Genomic DNA, 16,634 nt, shown 5'->3' on the forward strand with positions numbered 1-16,634 from the left:
AATCAACAGGGTTTTCGGTCTCTAAGTACTTTTTAAAGGGAACATCATCGACTCAAATCTCTATTTGCAACAGTGCCATAAAACTCGCCTCTGCTCAGGGGAAGTACAAAGGTCGGGTGCATAAACTAAAGCCTGACCAAGCTGAAGCTTTACGACAAGCATGGAAGGAGGGGAAGTATCCATCGAAAATGGCATTAGGGAAAGCTTTTGGGATTAGTCGTCAGGCGGTATACCGATATTTACAAGTTAGTGAATAGCTTATTGGGATTAGCAACTAAATTTAGTTTAACTTATAAAAATCATGAAACACTGTTCGAATTTTAAGCGTGGAACATGAATAATCAATAAAAAGCCGCTCTGGTGCCCTATATTCCAGAACGGCTTGCTTTAATATAATGATATTTAAAGAGAAATATCAAGCATTACGTATAAGGTGTATTATGTTAATTTTAGAGATTCTACATAAACGTAAAATCTCCTGCACTTAGATTCTGGCATGTGTTCCATACTTATCAATCATGATAGAGCTGGCTTCATTTAAGCCACGCACAGTGACATTCACATTATTCTTTTGGAATTTATTTACAACAGAATCAAGCATGGCGACTGATGTTACATCCCAAATGTGAGAATGGGTCAAATCAATAATCACATCCTTTACATCCTCTTTAAAGTCAAACCCTTGCATGAATTTTTCAGAAGAACTAAAGAAGATCTGACCTCTCAAATCATATAAACGGGCTGTTCCTTCAAAAGATGCTATTACTTGGATATCATTTTCAAGTTTATTCGCTAGGAACAAAGCTGAAAGTAATACGCCTGTTAACACACCCAAAGCCAGGTTATGCGTAGCAACAACTACAATCACAGTCGCAATCATGACGATATTACTGCTCTTAGGATTATCTTTTAACTGAGTGACAGAACTCCATTCAAAGGTACTGATAGAGACCATGATCATTACCGCTACCAATGCAGCCATTGGAATCACTTTGAGCCAATCGCTGATAAATACAACCAGAATAAGAAGAAAAATACCCGCAGAGAATGTTGATAAGCGTGTAAGACCACCCGATTTCACGTTAATCATGGATTGACCAATCATGGCACAACCGGCCATCCCCCCCATAAAGCCAGAAGCAATATTCGCGATACCTTGTCCTTTACATTCTTGGAATTTATCACTTGGTGTATCTGTCATTTCATCCACGATGGTTGCTGTCATCATCGATTCAAGTAAACCTACAGCCGCCAGTGCGACTGAATAAGGCAAAATAATCATCAATGTTTCAATATTCAAAGGAATATTTGGAATCAAGAACATTGGAAGTGTGTCAGGTAAAGACCCCATATCGCCCACGGTCCGTACATCAATTCCTAAAGCGATTGCCAATAATGTGATTGCAATGATGCAGACTAGTGGAGAAGGGAGTAATTTTCCTAATTTGGGAACCAGAGGGAAGAGATAAATAATCGCCAAACCTAAAGCAACTAGAGCATATACATGCCAGGTCACATTAATCAGTTCAGGCAACTGAGCCATAAAAATTAAGATCGCTAACGCATTTACGAATCCAATAACCACAGATTTAGATACGAACCGCATTAACTTGGCAAGCTTTAAATAGCCTGCCAATATTTGAATCACGCCTGTCAAAATTGTTGCTGCCAGCAGATATTCAAGCCCATGCTCTTTGACCAATGTGATCATAAGCAGTGCCATAGCCCCGGTGGCAGCTGAAATCATGGCAGGACGACCACCTACGAAAGAAATCACGACGGCAATACAAAAGGATGCATATAGACCGACTTTAGGATCTACACCTGCAATAATTGAAAATGCGATGGCTTCAGGGATGAGTGCAAGACCGACGACTAATCCGGCAAGTACATCCCCACGGATGTTAGAGAACCACTGTTCTCGGACATTAGATAACATAAACATAGCCTGTTTTTTAATTTTTCAGATAGGCTAGTGATGTGATATATACAACACACAAGCGACTACACCACATCACTAGACAGTGATGAGTTATTTACAGATTTAAGACGGTAAATAAACTTAAGGTGGCGTAAGTGTCATAAGATGAAGGAACTTTTTAGAGTAAAAAAAAATCAGGACAAGGGTAACAGCTAGGTACTTTTTTATAAAGCCTGGATGTTATATCCAAGCTTTGTTTAATCGGTATTTTATGAAGCTTTTAGCTCCCCAAGTAATTGACCTATTTCCAAACGTGTATAGCCACGTTCTTTAAAGATCAAAACAATAGCCTGTTTATAATCTTCAGAAATAGCCGTTTTATATTTATTAATTAATTGGATTTCGGAATTAAGCTCGAGGTCATTTTTTATCGTCAATACTTCCGTAGAGACTTTATTAAAAATCTTGAAATTAAACATACAGGCGCTCTTTATCAATATTGTAGCGGCCCGACTACAACAAACACCTGCCTCAGCTTAGCTAGACACCCTTGGGCGCAAGGATTACAAATTCAGCAGGATTCTGCAAGCTTTACCCAATTGAAAGCATTATTATTCATCTAAATACCCGGCCATTTAACATAATGGGCATTATTCGAAATTTATGGAAAATAGTATTATTTATCAATAATTTATGATATAAAAAATCGGGGGCGCAAACCCAAAAAGTCGATTTGGAAACAAGTCGGCTTTTTTCTATTCGATCCTGGCATCTTTCGCCAATCAATTTGTTTAAAAAATAGTCTTTTTTTGCGGTTTTTCCTGATTCTATCAGGTGTCCAGGGCAAAAATTATCCCCAATTTCTGCGGATAAAGCCGGGACAACTTTTAGCCAGATTTGTACGCCCTGGCGCACAAACATTTAGGGATTTTGCGGCTAGGGGATCTGTAGTTTTTTGCTTATGATGAAGTCATACAGGAACAGGAAGTTCCGAAACATACAACAATAATGATAAGTTCAAGCACCAGGACGTGAGGTAGAACAGCAGCCTACCTAGCAGCCAAACACGAAAAAACCCGATATGTCGGGGTTTTTTATTGTCTAACTATGGTAATTAGTTAGTGGTATCTAATTGGTTCTGATTGATAAATTCAATCAGCGTATTCTGAATAAATTCTTCTAACTCAATACCTTGCTCTTTAATTAAGTTTTCAGCCTTTGTAATCGTTTCGCTATCTAATTCAAATGAGATTTCTGCTGAAGTCGATATCAATAAATCATAGTTGTTTTCTACGATTTTTCTAAAGACTCCCTCTGGATTATTCTTTAAGGGCACGTTGAAGGACAGTCGAAGAGCGCTGTTAATAATTTCAACATGGGTATATCCAATATGTACTGTACTTTTTCCTACAAATCCTAAGTGTTTCATAATGATTTTTAAATGTAGTGATAGCAATATCATCATACCTGAAGTAAGGATCAGAAAATATTCAAGGTGTTTCAATTAAAGATGATACTGAGCTTGATGATCTTATGGTTGATATTGTGGAATCACAAGACGAACACGAAATTTTGGCTTTAAAAGTTTCAGATTTTCTGAAAATTTAAAATAACCACAAAGACACCAACAATTCGACGTTAAAATAAGTCGGCTGATGCAAATTCTGACAAATAGATGAGCTAATTAAACATTATATTCAGCTCATATTGTGAGCCGAATATATGCTATATTTAACTCATCTTGGAACGATTCGAGTTATAGATTGAAGATGCAGGAATGGATTTGGCAAACAGAAAACTGGACAAACTTCACATGGCAAGATGAAATCATCCTGCCTAAAACTAGACAAATACATCAAAAAATAGGAATTCTTCTTGGGCAAAGTCAGCATGATTTAGCGAAAGAACAATTTACTTTAGATACTCTACTTGCCAATCTAGTTGCTTCATCAGCGATTGAAAATGAAACTCTAAATGTTTTTTCATTGCGATCATCTCTAGCTCGACGTTTGGGCGTTACTCTTGAACAACCTTATCCAAGCTCAGACAGATCAGAAGGTCTAGCGAATATCATGCTCGATGCGCTTAACAATGTGAAGCAACCGCTCACAGTTGAACGCCTCATGCAATGGCATCGTTGGCTTTTCAATGACCCGGATTGGACAATGCAACGTTTACGCATTGGTCAACTCAGAGGCTCAGAACCTATGCAGGTCGTTTCAGGTCGATTGGATTATCCTACGGTACATTTTGAAGCTCCTCCTAGAGAGGGGCTAGAAAGTCGCTTAAATGCCTTTATCGAGTGGTTTAACCATAGTCTGACCGATTCCTTGCTTGACCCCCTTTTACGCGCAGGCATTACTCATTTATGGTTTGTGACGCTACATCCTTTTGATGATGGTAATGGTCGTATTACACGTACACTGACAGATCTTGCCCTGGCTCAAATGGATGAACAGAGCATTCGTTTGTATGCCATATCTCCTGCGATATTAAACAAACGCAAAAGTTACTATGACATCTTGGAGCAAACCCAAAAAAATGATTCCAGTATCACAGATTGGCTGGTCTGGTTTTTAGATACCTTGAATGACAGCCTTGAAACAACCTTAAAGCGGATCAATCGAACTTTATTTAAAAGTCAGTTTTGGCATAAATATTCTAGTTTAGACCTGCATGAAGGGCAACGAAAGGTTTTAAACCGTTTATTGGATGGCGGGGAAAATGGCTTTGAACATGGCATTAGTGCCTCACAATATCAAAAGGTTGCTAAAGTCAGTAAGGCAACAGCTACCCGCCACTTATCTGACTTGCTTGAAAAAGCATGTATAGTCAAATTAGAAGGTGGTGGACGTAACACACGTTATCAAATCAATACTCAATTATAGAAAGACAAAGAGATTAACTATGATGAATTACTTTGCACAGGATCCCTTCTAGGTAATGTTACCTAGGAGGAATCATGAAAAAACTGAAATATCAGTACCAACAGTCTATCAAAGCACATCCTCATGATTATTTTTGGAAAAAATATCCTAATCTGAGAAGTGTTTATTTTAAAAAGTTCAGTACGCAACAAGAAAGAAGTTTTTATTTCATGCATTGCATTGAATATAAAGACTATCCGCTCAAAATACGTGTTGCCCGTGGTAGTGGTTTGCCCTATGTTTGGGATGATTTCCCGACTTATGTCTATAAATTTTCCAAAAGTTGGAAGCACAATTCCAAACGGAAAAACCAGTACTATAAAGAACATGCGAAATGAGAGCACTTGATAAGCTTACTGGATAAAAATTGAAGTCTGACCCGTTTATCCTCAGCGCAAAATAGTCAAATCTTGATGAGAGGCTTTCAGCACATTGTGGACATACATGGCAATGCTCCAGATTTTCCAAACAATTCTATGCTTTGAAATGAAAGCTGTTATTTTGTAGGATCAAATGACCGCATTCCGTATTTTCTTTCATGTCAGAAACCCAACTCAGTCTCAGTGAATACCTGACCACCGTACAGGAAGTCATCCAGCTGACTTTCGATGAAGCGGTATGGGTCAAAGCCGAGATCCGTAATCTCAGCATCAAAGGCGGGCATTACTATCTGGAACTGGCAGAGAAAGATGAAGACAGCCATAAAGTGATTGCCAGCTGTAAAGGCACCCTGTGGAAATTCACTGAACCGTACCGGGTTTGTCGGAGACTTTTTTATTTAAGTTAGGCCACCTGACCTAACGGGTTAATCTTATCATAGTACATTGCTTCAAACTCAAAAGGCGATACATAACCCAGTGCACTGTGTACACGCTTTTTATTGAACCAATCTACCCAGTTTAGTGTCGCAAGTTGTACATCTGCTAAACCTTGCCAATCTGCTTTTAGATATTCAATCACCTCTGTTTTGTATAAGCCATTCACCGTTTCAGCCAGAGCATTATCGTATGAATCACCAGTTGTACCGACTGATGCTCGTAAATTTGCTGCTTCTAAACGATTGGTATATCGAATGGAAAGATATTGCACACCTCTGTCGGAATGATGAATCACATTCTTTGGCATGCCTCGATCATGAACCGTACCTGGTTTGTGGAAGACTTTTATTTAATGATGTTACGTAGTAAGTGCATGTTGAGCATCTTCGCTACTACATGTTGTAGTCTATTTATAAATTATTAACAACATTATATTAAACAATATAATGTTATTATTTCTCATGAAAATCAGCATCAAAACATAGGTAGCTTTTAAAAACTAAAATGTATAGAATAAAGTGACCAAAATGACATTAAATGATATAAATTGATCGAAATTTTACCACACAAAAAATAAAACAAAACAAATAAAATCATATACTTACTATTAACGCCATTTAATGTAATAAATCTCGGTGACCTTGCCAAGGTTGGGGTCGGGAGTTCGAGTCTCCTTTCCCGCTCCAGATTCAAGAAGCCCTCATCGAAAGATGGGGGCTTTTTTATTGTTGATTTATAATAAATTTTATCAAATCTATCCTCAATAAGTGTATTAACCCCCAATTAAACGACACTCACAATTAAGACCTAGGCATAGAACTAGAGTTAAGGAGTGTCTTATGGAACGTTTTAAAGTTATTACATCAGTTCAATATCGCAGATGGTACAAAAATGTTCAATTCATGACAAAAATATGTGCGTTTGCAGGGTATTTAGCTTGAAGGCTATGCGAAAACACACGTAAAACTTGGATAAAAAGAGCATTGCATATGAAATTTCTAACAATCTCAAAAAGCTAAGAATAAAAACTCGGATCAGGCACTTTATCTGTTAACACCCATTCACCCACTTCTTGATATTTATAATCAATCGGGTCATGCAAAGTCTGGGTACGCACATTGCGCCAAAAACGGTCTAAATTTAGTTTGGCGGTCGTGGCTCTTGCTCCCATCACTTGGAAAATATTTTGCGTCACAAATAACGACGTATTGGTCGCAGCAATTTTTGCTGTGGCAATCGCAATAGACACTTCACCACGCTGTTCAGCATTCAAACTTTCGCCAATGTCCCAAGCTTCTTGTAGTTTTTCAACTGCTTTATTTGCCAATAAACGCACACCCTCAAGTTGTACATAAAACTCAGCAAAATGTTTTTGAATAAATGGATCATTCACCGCATTTTCAGCCAATGATTTTGACCATGCTTTTTGACTCTGCACAGTTTCTTTGGCAACATCAAAAGCACCTTCAGCCACGCCTAAAAATAAATGTACAAAAATCAATTGTGCAATCAAAGGACGTAAACTCGAATACGGCGTACTGAGTGGTCCTGGATTTAATAACAGCTCATCTTTAGAAATTTTGACTTGTTCAAAATGACTTGTTCCGCTATCCGTTTGGCGCTGCCCCATATTGTTCCAGTCACCTAAAAAGCTCACACCTTCACGTGCTGTTGGAATGACACCAATCAATAATTTTCCAGCCTCATTAAAACCTGAACACAGTAAAATATCAGAATCCATTGAACCTGAGCAAAAGCTTTTATCTCCATGAAAAATAAATTCATTTTCAGAAATTTGTTGTGCTGTCGTGCGTTGATCCAAAGGGTTTAAAGTATTTCCCCAAAATAGATTTTCTTTCGCGGTTTGCTCAAACCATTTTGCATATTGCTCAGGTTGGGCAAACAATTGAACCGTTGCAATCAATAAATGATGAAAACCATAGACATGTGCAACTGAGCTATCTACTTGTGCAATCGTTCGAATAGTTTGGAAAATAGTTTTCCAGTCTGCACCTTGTCCGCCATATTGCTGAGGAATAGATAGCCCCAACAAGCCACTTTGACGAATCAAATCACGTTCAACTTTAGGATTACCTCCAACTTTATCTCGTTCAGCAGCCGTTTTTGCAAATTGTACTGCTAGATTTTTTGCGATGTCTAAAGGGGATAAATCTAAAGTGTGTTGAGGTGCATTCATCATGATTACCTATATTTATATTATTTTTAGCTTAGCAAAGCTGGTTTTGTTTGGTTATCTGAATAAATGCTGTTCTTATCTTCAAAAATAAATTCAGGTCAAAACGAAAGACTTTTTCATCAAAAAATATCAGTATTCATACGTTTTTATCACTATACTCAGCCCATAAAAACCATTTTGGACAATAATAATGACTTATTCTTATCAATGGTTCAGTGCTCCCAAAGAAATCAGTATCGTATGCCCTGTATGCCAAAAAGAAGCACTATTTCAATTTGCATCTGTCTTTCATGTTGAAAAAACAAGACCGAATATTTTTTGAGACTCATCCCGCTTTTGAAACGACCACTGTGTATGACTCTTATACCTATACCCATAAATTTTGTGTCATTTTTTATCCTGCCTTAAACTCCAATCCAGAACTTGATATTTTTTTGGAATGTCATAAAAGTTTGAATAAGTCTGTCTCTCATCTGATAAAAGATAAAGGCATTGTCTTTTGTCCATCATGCCTGATCAAACGTAAACATCAACTAAACTGGCCACAAGAGGCTTATTATTGTATTGATTATAAAGGTCAATTGCTTTGGGCATTTCATCGTCCTGCCTTTGTCTCAATTTATGATTATATTCAGGCTAAAATCCGAGATCGTCATGTTGCAGGACATTTTATCTATTTGTTGCATATTCCCAGACATTTTTTAACGCAACATGCACGCACCGAAGTGAGTAAAAAAATGCGCCGTTTATTGCTCAGGGTATAAACCACGATCAGACTTCACGATAAAAAATACCGCCCTCATTGGGCGGCATTTTTTTATTTTCAATTGTTATGAAGCATGTTGTGATTTTACTTCTTCAATCAACTGATCCACCACGGCTGGATCAGCCAAGGTTGAAGTATCACCTAAACTATCCAGTTCATTGGCTGCAATCTTACGCAAAATGCGACGCATGATTTTTCCTGAACGGGTTTTCGGTAATGAAGGTGCCCAATAAATCGCATCGGGAGTTGCCACAGGTCCCATCACTTTACGAACCCAACTCACCAATTCTTTACGCAATTCCTCAGTCTCCTGAGCGCCTGCCTGTAAGGTGACATAGGCTGCAACACCTTGCCCTTTAATGTCATGTGGCATACCAACCACAGCAGCTTCTGCAACCAGCTCATGTGCAACCAAGGCACTTTCAATTTCAGCCGTTCCTAAGCGATGTCCTGAAACATTCAGCACATCATCGACACGTCCTGTGATCCAATAGTAGCCGTCTTTGTCACGGCGCGCGCCATCCCCCGTAAAGTAGCTGCCAGGATAAGTCGAGAAATACGCTTCAATAAAACGCTCAGGATCACCCCAAATGGTTCGCATCTGACCCGGCCAGGAATCTTTGATAATTAAATTCCCTTCTGCCTCACCCTCAATTTCATTTCCTTCGGCATCCACTAAAGCAGGTTGCACCCCAAACAATGGACGTGTTGCTGAACCAGGTTTAACAGCTGTAGCACCTGGTAAAGGTGAGATTAAAATTCCCCCTGTTTCAGTCTGCCACCATGTATCCACGATTGGGCAACGGCTTTCACCTACAACAGTGTAATACCAGTTCCATGCTTCAGGATTGATTGGCTCACCTACAGTACCCAGCAAGCGCAGACTGCTACGGTCACTTTCACGAACAAAGGCATCACCTTCACGCATCATGGCGCGAATAGCCGTAGGTGCCGTATAGAGAATGGTGATGTTGTGTTTATCGACAATATGACCTGTCCGTGCCCATGTAGGATATTGTGGAATCCCTTCTGACATGACTGTAGTGGTACCATTGGACAATGGTCCATAAAGCACATAGGAATGCCCTGTAATCCAGCCAATATCTGCTGTACACCAGAATACATCATTTTGTTTAATATCAAATACTTCACGGAAAGTCAGATTAGCATAGGTCAGGTATCCACCAGTGGTATGCAACACCCCTTTTGGTTTTCCTGTCGAACCTGAGGTATACAGAATAAATAATGGATCTTCTGCATTCATGGGTTCAGGTGGGCAAATATCAGTGACCGTCATGATTTCCATGTGATACCACAGATCACGACCTTCTTTCATCTCAATTGGATGCCCAGTACGATGCACCACAATCGTATTTTGCACTGAGGATGTACCCTCTAGTTTGAGTGCTGCATCGACATTTTCCTTGAGTGGAATGGTTTTACCACCACGCATGCCCTGATCCGCTGTGATCACCAATTTCGCCTGACTGTCATCGATTCGGCTTGCCAACGAATCTGGTGAGAAACCACCAAAGACCACACAATGCACCGCACCAATACGGGTACATGCCAGCATAGCAATCGCCGCTTCAGGAATCATAGGCATATACAGCACAACACGATCGCCTTTACGAATGCCATTTTTCTTTAAAACATTGGCAAAGCGGCAGACCTCATCATGTAATTCTTCAAAAGAAATAATTTTATGCCGTGAAGGATGATCACCTTCCCAGATAATGGCAGGTTTAAGTGGATGCTCTTTTAAATGACGATCCAAACAATTAGCACTGACATTTAGTTCGCCATCTGCAAACCATTCGATTTTAAAATTTTCAGGATCATAGCTAGTATCTTTGACCTTGGTAAAAGGCTTCATCCAGTCCAGTTTTTTTGCTGCTTCAGCCCAAAACTCGTTGGGATGATCTACTGACTGTTGATAACGCTCGAAATACTGCTGTTCATTGGTTCTTGCTGTTTTTACAAATTGTTCTGGTACAGGATATATTTCTTTCATATTCTACTTCCTAGTTTGTCATCTCGTCTCGAGAGTTATGCTTACGTTCTTGATTTTATTCCTTGCATACAATCAGTATTACGATAGCGCATTTCTCATCACAATTGTGCTTTGGTCGTAGACGTGGGATTCACTTTATCCATCAGATTTATACAAATCATTTGCAAAAACATCCAAAAAATCAGTATTAATGCTCTTTTTTGATCTTATAATTTATTCAATAACATGTGTGTATTTTTCAAATTATTACATTTTTACCGAATTTTATTTTAAAGGATAATATTTCATTATCTTTTAAATTTTTAGCATTTGTATAAATACACAAAATGTGAACCGATCATCACTGATGATTAATATCGTTGAATCATGGAAAAGTAAAGCTTTGACTACTCTTCATGACATGATTCAACAAAGTGCTGCATATTTTAACGAAACACAACTGTAGTTTGACTCATGGTCAAAGCTATGCTTGATTTAGTTTATTTTGTCGAACTTTAAAACAAAATAACTTAACTTTTAATTGGATTTTATCGTGGCTGAAGATACACCTACGCTCAGTGAAGTCGCCCAAGACACCACTCAACTTTTACACAATGCAAGTGAAAAAACTGCAAAAACAGTGATTGAGCACACTGCAAAATACAATGATGCTTATAGTACGATTGATAAATTTGTCGATGGTTTTTGGGAACGCGTCCCCTATTTATGTATCGCCTTAGTCGTTCTGCTGATTTTCTGGGTATTATCAAAAATATTTAAACTTTTTGTCCGTAAAACTTTAGAAAATCGTTCATATACACGACAAAACTTGGTCTTAGTTCTAAATCGTGTTGGTAGTACTTTTATTATTTTCTTTGGCTTCCTCATTGCAATGGTCATTGCTATTCCTGGTTTTACTCCAGGTCAACTGATGAGTGCCCTCGGAATTGGTTCGGTTGCAATTGGTTTTGCTTTTAAAGATATTTTCCAAAATATGCTATCGGGGATTCTCATTTTACTGGGTGAACCATTTAAAATTGGTGATGATATTATTGTCAATAATATGGAAGGTACGGTTGAGGATATTCAAATTCGTGCAACTTTCCTGCGCTCACCTGATGGTCGTCGTATTGTGATCCCAAATGCAACAGTTTATACCAGCGCAGTAACTGTCAATACAGCCTATCCACGTCGTCGTTGTGAGTTTGTTGTGGGGATTGGTTATGAAGATAATGTTCAGGCAGCCAAAGATATTATTTTAAAAATTTTAGATCGTGATCAAACTATTCTCAGTCAACCTTCTTTTAGTGTAAATGTCACAGCACTTGCAGATTTTTCGATTAATCTTAAAGTGCAATGGTGGGTTAATACCTCTGAAACCAGTACTTCAGCTTCTATTAGCCAAGTACAAGAAGAAGTTATCGAATCCTTTGCTGAACATAATATTTCAATTCCTTATCCAGTACAGGAAGTGAAAGTTTATCGTGGTGAAACAGATCCAGAAGAAAACTCAGGTCGTGCTAAACAAACGACCTAAGACATAAGGAATCACCGTTTCTGTTCGAATAATTCGGTTGCCTAAGCTTACAGCTTGGCAGCCATTTTTTATAAGTAAATCAATTTCATAGGGGATAAAACCACCTTCAGGACCAATAATCACTGTGCATGGATGCTCAATCGCAAAAGGCATTTTTTCTTCGGTATAAGGATGTGCCACAAAAGCAGGACTTTGTTCACTGATCAATGTCGGTAAAACATCTTCAACAAAAGGCTTAAAACGTTTATATAACTCAATTTTTGGCGCAATGGTGTCACCCGCCTGTTCTAAGCCCAAAGTCACATAATGATCAAGCTGTTGTAAAAATGGGGTTTGCCAATAACTTTTATCCACTCGATAGCTATGAATCAAAATCAATCGCTCTACCCCTAAAGTGACTGCATCCATAATTAAACGGCGTAATACTTTTGGTCGTGGTAATGCCACAATTAAAGTTACAGGTAATTTTTCAGGAATATGATCTTCTTTAAGTGGTTTAACTTTAATGATATTTTCAGAAATTTCAACAATTTGTGTTAAATAACGTTTTCCACCACGAATACCTATTTTTAAGGAGTCTCCGACTTGAACAGCAAGATGTGTATGTAAATGTTCAATTTGTCTTTGAGCTGTGATTGACCACAATTCCGACTGAGTTTGTCTTGGGTCTAATAAAACGATATTCATAAAATGGTTAATTCATTCATACAATCAAAATAGTGAACGCATATTTAGCATACTAATACCGTTTGATTAAAGTTAGATAATATAAATTATGGGTTTGCACAGACACAACATACTTTGAAAGGTTTAAATTACTTTGCGTAGTCAATGCCTCACTTTTCAAGGATGAAAAGTGACAAAAATCCTTTGTTGAGCACAAGGTAAGTCCCTTTACCTGTGCTCAACGGCGACATCCATGTCGCCTCACGATAACATCACCACGTTTAAATCAATTTATGCAGAAAAGCAAAAGCGACTAAGTTATATAAAGTTAATTTAACAGATTGATATTATTTATAAATCATCGACTTATAAATAATGATCAATCACTGCCAAATGCTTTTGTAAAGATCCCATATTTTTCTGCATCACAGTTGCTGCATGTTGACTCAATTGTTGAGCAAATTCTGGTTCATCAATACATTGTAATAATAGCTGTACAACTTGCTCAGCATTTTGCCCAACTTTGACAGCATCTGCTTGTAAAAATTCATCAACAATACTTTGAAAGTTAAAATAATTTTTTCCAATGATCGTGGGTACATTTAACGCCATTGGCTCTAAAATATTATGCCCACCGCCCGGCTCATTTAACGAACCACCGACAAAACAAGTTTGGCTTAAAGCATACCACAACCATAATTCGCCCATACTGTCTGCCAAATAAACCTGTGTATCGGGTTGAATTTTTTCACTTAGACTTCGACGTTGTGTATTTAAATTCAAATTTTTTGTGATCTTAAATACATCATCAAAACGCTCAGGATGACGTGGAACAACAATACACAACAACTCTGGTCGTTGTTTTAAATAAGGCATCAAAGCGCTTAACAAATTCTGTTCTTCAGGTGTATGTGTACTGGCAAGTGTAATAATTTTACGTTGCTTCAATTGCCATTCACACATCAGTTCTTGAGCATGTTGTAGATGTAACAATGGCGCAGAAATATCAAATTTAATACTTCCCACAACATTTACACTTTGTTTTGCTAAACCCAATTCAATAAATCTTTGCTGTGTAGCTAAATCTTGCGCCAACAAATGATCTAATTTTTGCAACATTGGGCGCGTTAAACTTGGAACTTTGGCATAAGCTTTCGCTGATTTTTCTGAAAGTCTGGCATTAATTAAAATACAAGGGACTTGGAAATTTTTAGCTTGATCGATTAAATTTGGCCATAACTCTGTTTCAACCAACGCTAAAAGTTTAGGTTGGTATTTTTGATAAAATTCAGCAACTAAATCTTTTTGGTCAGCAGGTAAATACACGGCTTGAAATAAAGCCTCAAAAGATGACTTTAAAAATAATGACTTAGCTCGTGCTTGTCCTGTTTTAGTGGTATTTGTCACTAAAACGGCATGCCCATTTTTTAAATAATGCTCAATCAATGGTTGAGCGGCATTGGTTTCACCCACCGAAACTGCATGAAACCAAATCGCTTGCCGATTTTTAACAGGCTGAAAAGGACCAAAACGTTCCAAACACTCTTGTTGGTACTGTGCTAGATCGGTAGCACGTTTTTTAATTCGCCACTGATACAAAGGTTTGACGATTGCAAGTGCTGCGTTATACCAAAAAGGAGTAGCCAATCAAAAATTCTCATATTGGGATCAGTCGGCAAATATAACAGAGCGATCACAGCTTGTTAATCAACAATCGTGTAGAGAATTGCATCAAGTTGAGTAGTTTTTATTACCGATGTATAAATCCATCTTATTTTCCTGTGTATTGTTATTTATATTTTGACACAAATAAAAAGAGCAACTTTGCTGCTGCTCTTTTCAAACGTATACTGCAAGGAATGATTTAAAATAAATATGAAAAACCAAATCCTGCATTATAACTACGATCTTGCCCTTCTAAGTCAACACCAATACTAGCATCTAACTGAGCACGATCATTTAAAGCATAAATAAGCCCAGAGCCTAAACCATATTGGTAATTTTCACTTTCACCTTTACGATAAATAAACTCTGAAAAGCCTGATAAATTTCCAGCAATTTTATAAGCAACCGTTGGAATTGCAGTCACAGACCAATCACCATCTTGAACTGCATATTGCATGGTAATGCCTGTATTTACCAAGTCATTATATTTATAGTCTAGTGATGTCCCAATACTATAAATATCATCTTCATTGCTAAAGTTGTCATTACCTGTTGCAATCACAGCTTGTGCTAAAACAGCCATAGATAATTTTTCATCATCTAAATCTATCGCTTTCTTTAAGCCAATACTGACATCACCTAAACCATCATCATCAACTTTATTACCATTGTACTTAGTTTGCGTCCATGCTGGACCCGCCCAACCTAATTGTAATTCTAAGCCTGATGCTAAGCCTGTACGCAATAACATATCACCATTCAAGGTTACCGTTTTTGCTTTGCTACCATCTACAGTTGTTTCTGTATAAGTTGCACTAGGTAAACCCTGTTCCCATGCGACTTGTCCGACAGGTGTAATCCCTGTACCAAAACCTGCACCAGGACGATCAAAGGAAAACTCTGCGGCAAAGCTGCTCATACTGGCAGTTGCTGCAAGCATAACGATGATTTTATTAGAGATTGTCATACTATTACTCTGTTAAGCTAATTCTTTAGACATTTTTGCGCCATGGCTACGTAATAACTCTAAAGTTTCTTTCTCTTCAGGTAAAGCCTGTGACCAATCAATTTCATCAAAATCTTGATCAAAAAATAAATCACTTATTGAGGTTAAAATCGTTTTACCCTCTTCATCTTTGGTATTTGGATCTACTTTATGCTCAAGTAATCGTTTCACTGCTGGTACACATGCTGCACTTGCTGCATCCCATAATGGACCATAACATTCTTCTGCATCCCAAAGATGGAAGTTAGCATTTGCATGGATGAGTTGTTCTAAAATCTCTAAATGAATATTTAATTTTTCTTGTTTTTCCTGCTCAGTTAAAGGCTGACCTGCCTCATACGCTTCACATACATTTTCCCACCATACAAATAAGCCATCCGACCAAACAGACACTGCTGGACCTTTTTCTGGTTCAATAAAGTTAGGGTTTAGACCTTCTGCTAATTGGCGTTTTACTTGTTCAAGGTCTAATGCTTCGATAGCCTGTAAAAAGCTCTGTTGTGGCGCTGTCAGCATATACTTTTCTCATGTGAGTTCAATTTAGGCATATTATGCCGAAAAATATAAAAGATAGTTCAAGTAATTATCATCTTACTGTTTTTGTAAGCTTTTCTGCCCTTTTTTGTTGTTTTCTGACCAAAACTTTTAAACAATCCATAAAAAAAGCCCCTTTCGGGGCTTTTCATTAAGCTTCATCAGCTTCTAAATCAGCATCTGTAAATTCAAGCTTTCCACCACGTGGATTTTCTTTTTTCTCCAGTACATGCTCAATACTACGTTTAATTCGGTCAATTGCACCATGTAATGCTAAGTCGATATTTTTAGCTTTGTGCGTTACAACAACGGGTTTTAATCCTGCTGCTTTCGCTTCAATCATGCAACGGATGTCATCATCGCCGCCTTTATCCCCATTTTCATCACTAATATGAACCGAAAACTGCGTAATGCGTTCACTATGACGTTGAAATTCTTGGTTTAACTCTTCGCGCACATATGTGATTAAACGATCACTATTTTGAATATTTTTATCTGTACGGATTTCAATGTTCATAAATATCAACCTCTTATAACAATTTTATATTTCAATAACTTTTAAAAACTCATTTATGTCTCTGTGCAAAACTTTCTTATGTTGGCA

The 16,634-nt window shown here is 37.8% G+C and carries 15 protein-coding genes and 3 pseudogenes; 7 read left to right on the top strand and 11 right to left on the bottom strand.

Features of this window, described 5'->3' with window-relative positions; translation table 11 throughout:
* Positions 1–257, top strand: a 257-nt coding sequence (locus HX005_RS16060) for a helix-turn-helix domain-containing protein (RefSeq protein ID WP_252726239.1), incomplete at its 5' end; no start/stop codon positions are given.
* Between the two features lie 227 nt (positions 258–484).
* Here HX005_RS16060 and HX005_RS16065 read toward each other — a convergent pair.
* The 3 genes from HX005_RS16065 to HX005_RS16075 all read right to left on the bottom strand — a co-directional run bounded on the left by HX005_RS16065 (position 485) and on the right by HX005_RS16075 (position 3,350).
* Positions 485–1,939 (bottom strand): SulP family inorganic anion transporter, encoded by a 1,455-nt coding sequence (locus tag HX005_RS16065; RefSeq protein WP_180055195.1) that lies wholly within the window; start codon positions 1,937–1,939, stop codon positions 485–487.
* A gap of 251 nt (positions 1,940–2,190) precedes the next feature.
* A complete protein-coding gene (locus HX005_RS16070; RefSeq protein WP_005098942.1) occupies positions 2,191–2,400 on the bottom strand; it encodes a hypothetical protein in 210 nt (69 codons plus the stop codon).
* Between the two features lie 635 nt (positions 2,401–3,035).
* Complete coding sequence (locus HX005_RS16075) at positions 3,036–3,350, bottom strand: hypothetical protein (protein WP_095706048.1); 315 nt, start codon at positions 3,348–3,350, stop codon at positions 3,036–3,038.
* 59 nt (positions 3,351–3,409) lie between these two features.
* Here HX005_RS16075 and HX005_RS19640 point away from each other — a divergent pair.
* The 4 genes and pseudogenes from HX005_RS19640 to HX005_RS16090 form a co-directional block, all read left to right on the top strand.
* Positions 3,410–3,529: pseudogene (locus tag HX005_RS19640) on the top strand (type II toxin-antitoxin system death-on-curing family toxin); the annotation flags it as partial.
* A 161-nt stretch (positions 3,530–3,690) separates the two neighbouring features.
* Positions 3,691–4,809 carry a Fic family protein gene (locus HX005_RS16080; RefSeq protein ID WP_180055193.1) on the top strand — a complete coding sequence of 373 codons (1,119 nt, stop codon included), beginning with the start codon at positions 3,691–3,693 and terminating at the stop codon, positions 4,807–4,809.
* Positions 4,810–4,883: 74 nt separating this feature from the next.
* Entirely contained in the window at positions 4,884–5,186 is a 303-nt protein-coding gene (locus HX005_RS16085) for a hypothetical protein (RefSeq protein WP_127801937.1), read from the top strand.
* Positions 5,187–5,386: 200 nt separating this feature from the next.
* Positions 5,387–5,593 (top strand): annotated as a pseudogene (locus HX005_RS16090) (exodeoxyribonuclease VII large subunit); the annotation flags it as partial.
* Between the two features lie 38 nt (positions 5,594–5,631).
* Here HX005_RS16090 and HX005_RS16095 read toward each other — a convergent pair.
* Positions 5,632–5,988: pseudogene (locus tag HX005_RS16095) on the bottom strand (integrase core domain-containing protein); the annotation flags it as partial.
* A 693-nt stretch (positions 5,989–6,681) separates the two neighbouring features.
* The gene (locus HX005_RS16100; protein ID WP_286378133.1) at positions 6,682–7,866 is read right to left on the bottom strand and encodes an acyl-CoA dehydrogenase family protein; all 1,185 of its coding nucleotides are present in this window, start codon (positions 7,864–7,866) and stop codon (positions 6,682–6,684) included.
* A 287-nt stretch (positions 7,867–8,153) separates the two neighbouring features.
* Here HX005_RS16100 and HX005_RS16105 point away from each other — a divergent pair, with 287 nt between their 5' ends.
* A complete protein-coding gene (locus HX005_RS16105) occupies positions 8,154–8,627 on the top strand; it encodes a hypothetical protein (protein ID WP_286378134.1) in 474 nt (157 codons plus the stop codon).
* A 66-nt stretch (positions 8,628–8,693) separates the two neighbouring features.
* Here HX005_RS16105 and acs read toward each other — a convergent pair whose 3' ends face one another.
* Entirely contained in the window at positions 8,694–10,643 is a 1,950-nt protein-coding gene (gene acs, locus HX005_RS16110) for an acetate--CoA ligase (protein ID WP_286378135.1), read from the bottom strand.
* Positions 10,644–11,175: 532 nt separating this feature from the next.
* Between acs and HX005_RS16115 the strand changes: the two genes are divergently transcribed.
* A complete protein-coding gene (locus HX005_RS16115) occupies positions 11,176–12,159 on the top strand; it encodes a mechanosensitive ion channel family protein (RefSeq protein WP_286378136.1) in 984 nt (327 codons plus the stop codon).
* Here the strand turns inward: HX005_RS16115 and HX005_RS16120 are convergent.
* The 5 genes from HX005_RS16120 to HX005_RS16140 form a co-directional block, all read right to left on the bottom strand.
* Complete coding sequence (locus tag HX005_RS16120) at positions 12,133–12,846, bottom strand: 16S rRNA (uracil(1498)-N(3))-methyltransferase (RefSeq protein WP_107009429.1); 714 nt, start codon at positions 12,844–12,846, stop codon at positions 12,133–12,135. The two genes, HX005_RS16115 and HX005_RS16120, sit on opposite strands and share 27 nt — an antisense overlap.
* A gap of 345 nt (positions 12,847–13,191) precedes the next feature.
* Entirely contained in the window at positions 13,192–14,472 is a 1,281-nt protein-coding gene (locus HX005_RS16125) for a 3-deoxy-D-manno-octulosonic acid transferase (RefSeq protein WP_286378137.1), read from the bottom strand.
* A 217-nt stretch (positions 14,473–14,689) separates the two neighbouring features.
* Positions 14,690–15,457: a transporter gene (locus HX005_RS16130; protein ID WP_286378138.1), complete on the bottom strand. Its 768-nt coding sequence runs from the start codon at positions 15,455–15,457 to the stop codon at positions 14,690–14,692.
* 12 nt (positions 15,458–15,469) lie between these two features.
* A complete protein-coding gene (locus tag HX005_RS16135) occupies positions 15,470–16,012 on the bottom strand; it encodes an ankyrin repeat domain-containing protein (protein WP_107009826.1) in 543 nt (180 codons plus the stop codon).
* A gap of 169 nt (positions 16,013–16,181) precedes the next feature.
* The gene (locus HX005_RS16140; protein ID WP_107009825.1) at positions 16,182–16,547 is read right to left on the bottom strand and encodes an HPF/RaiA family ribosome-associated protein; all 366 of its coding nucleotides are present in this window, start codon (positions 16,545–16,547) and stop codon (positions 16,182–16,184) included.
* Positions 16,548–16,634: the final 87 nt, after the last annotated feature.

The organism is Acinetobacter sp. R933-2 (assembly GCF_030325485.1).
Classification (GTDB): Bacteria; Pseudomonadota; Gammaproteobacteria; order Pseudomonadales; family Moraxellaceae; genus Acinetobacter; species Acinetobacter sichuanensis.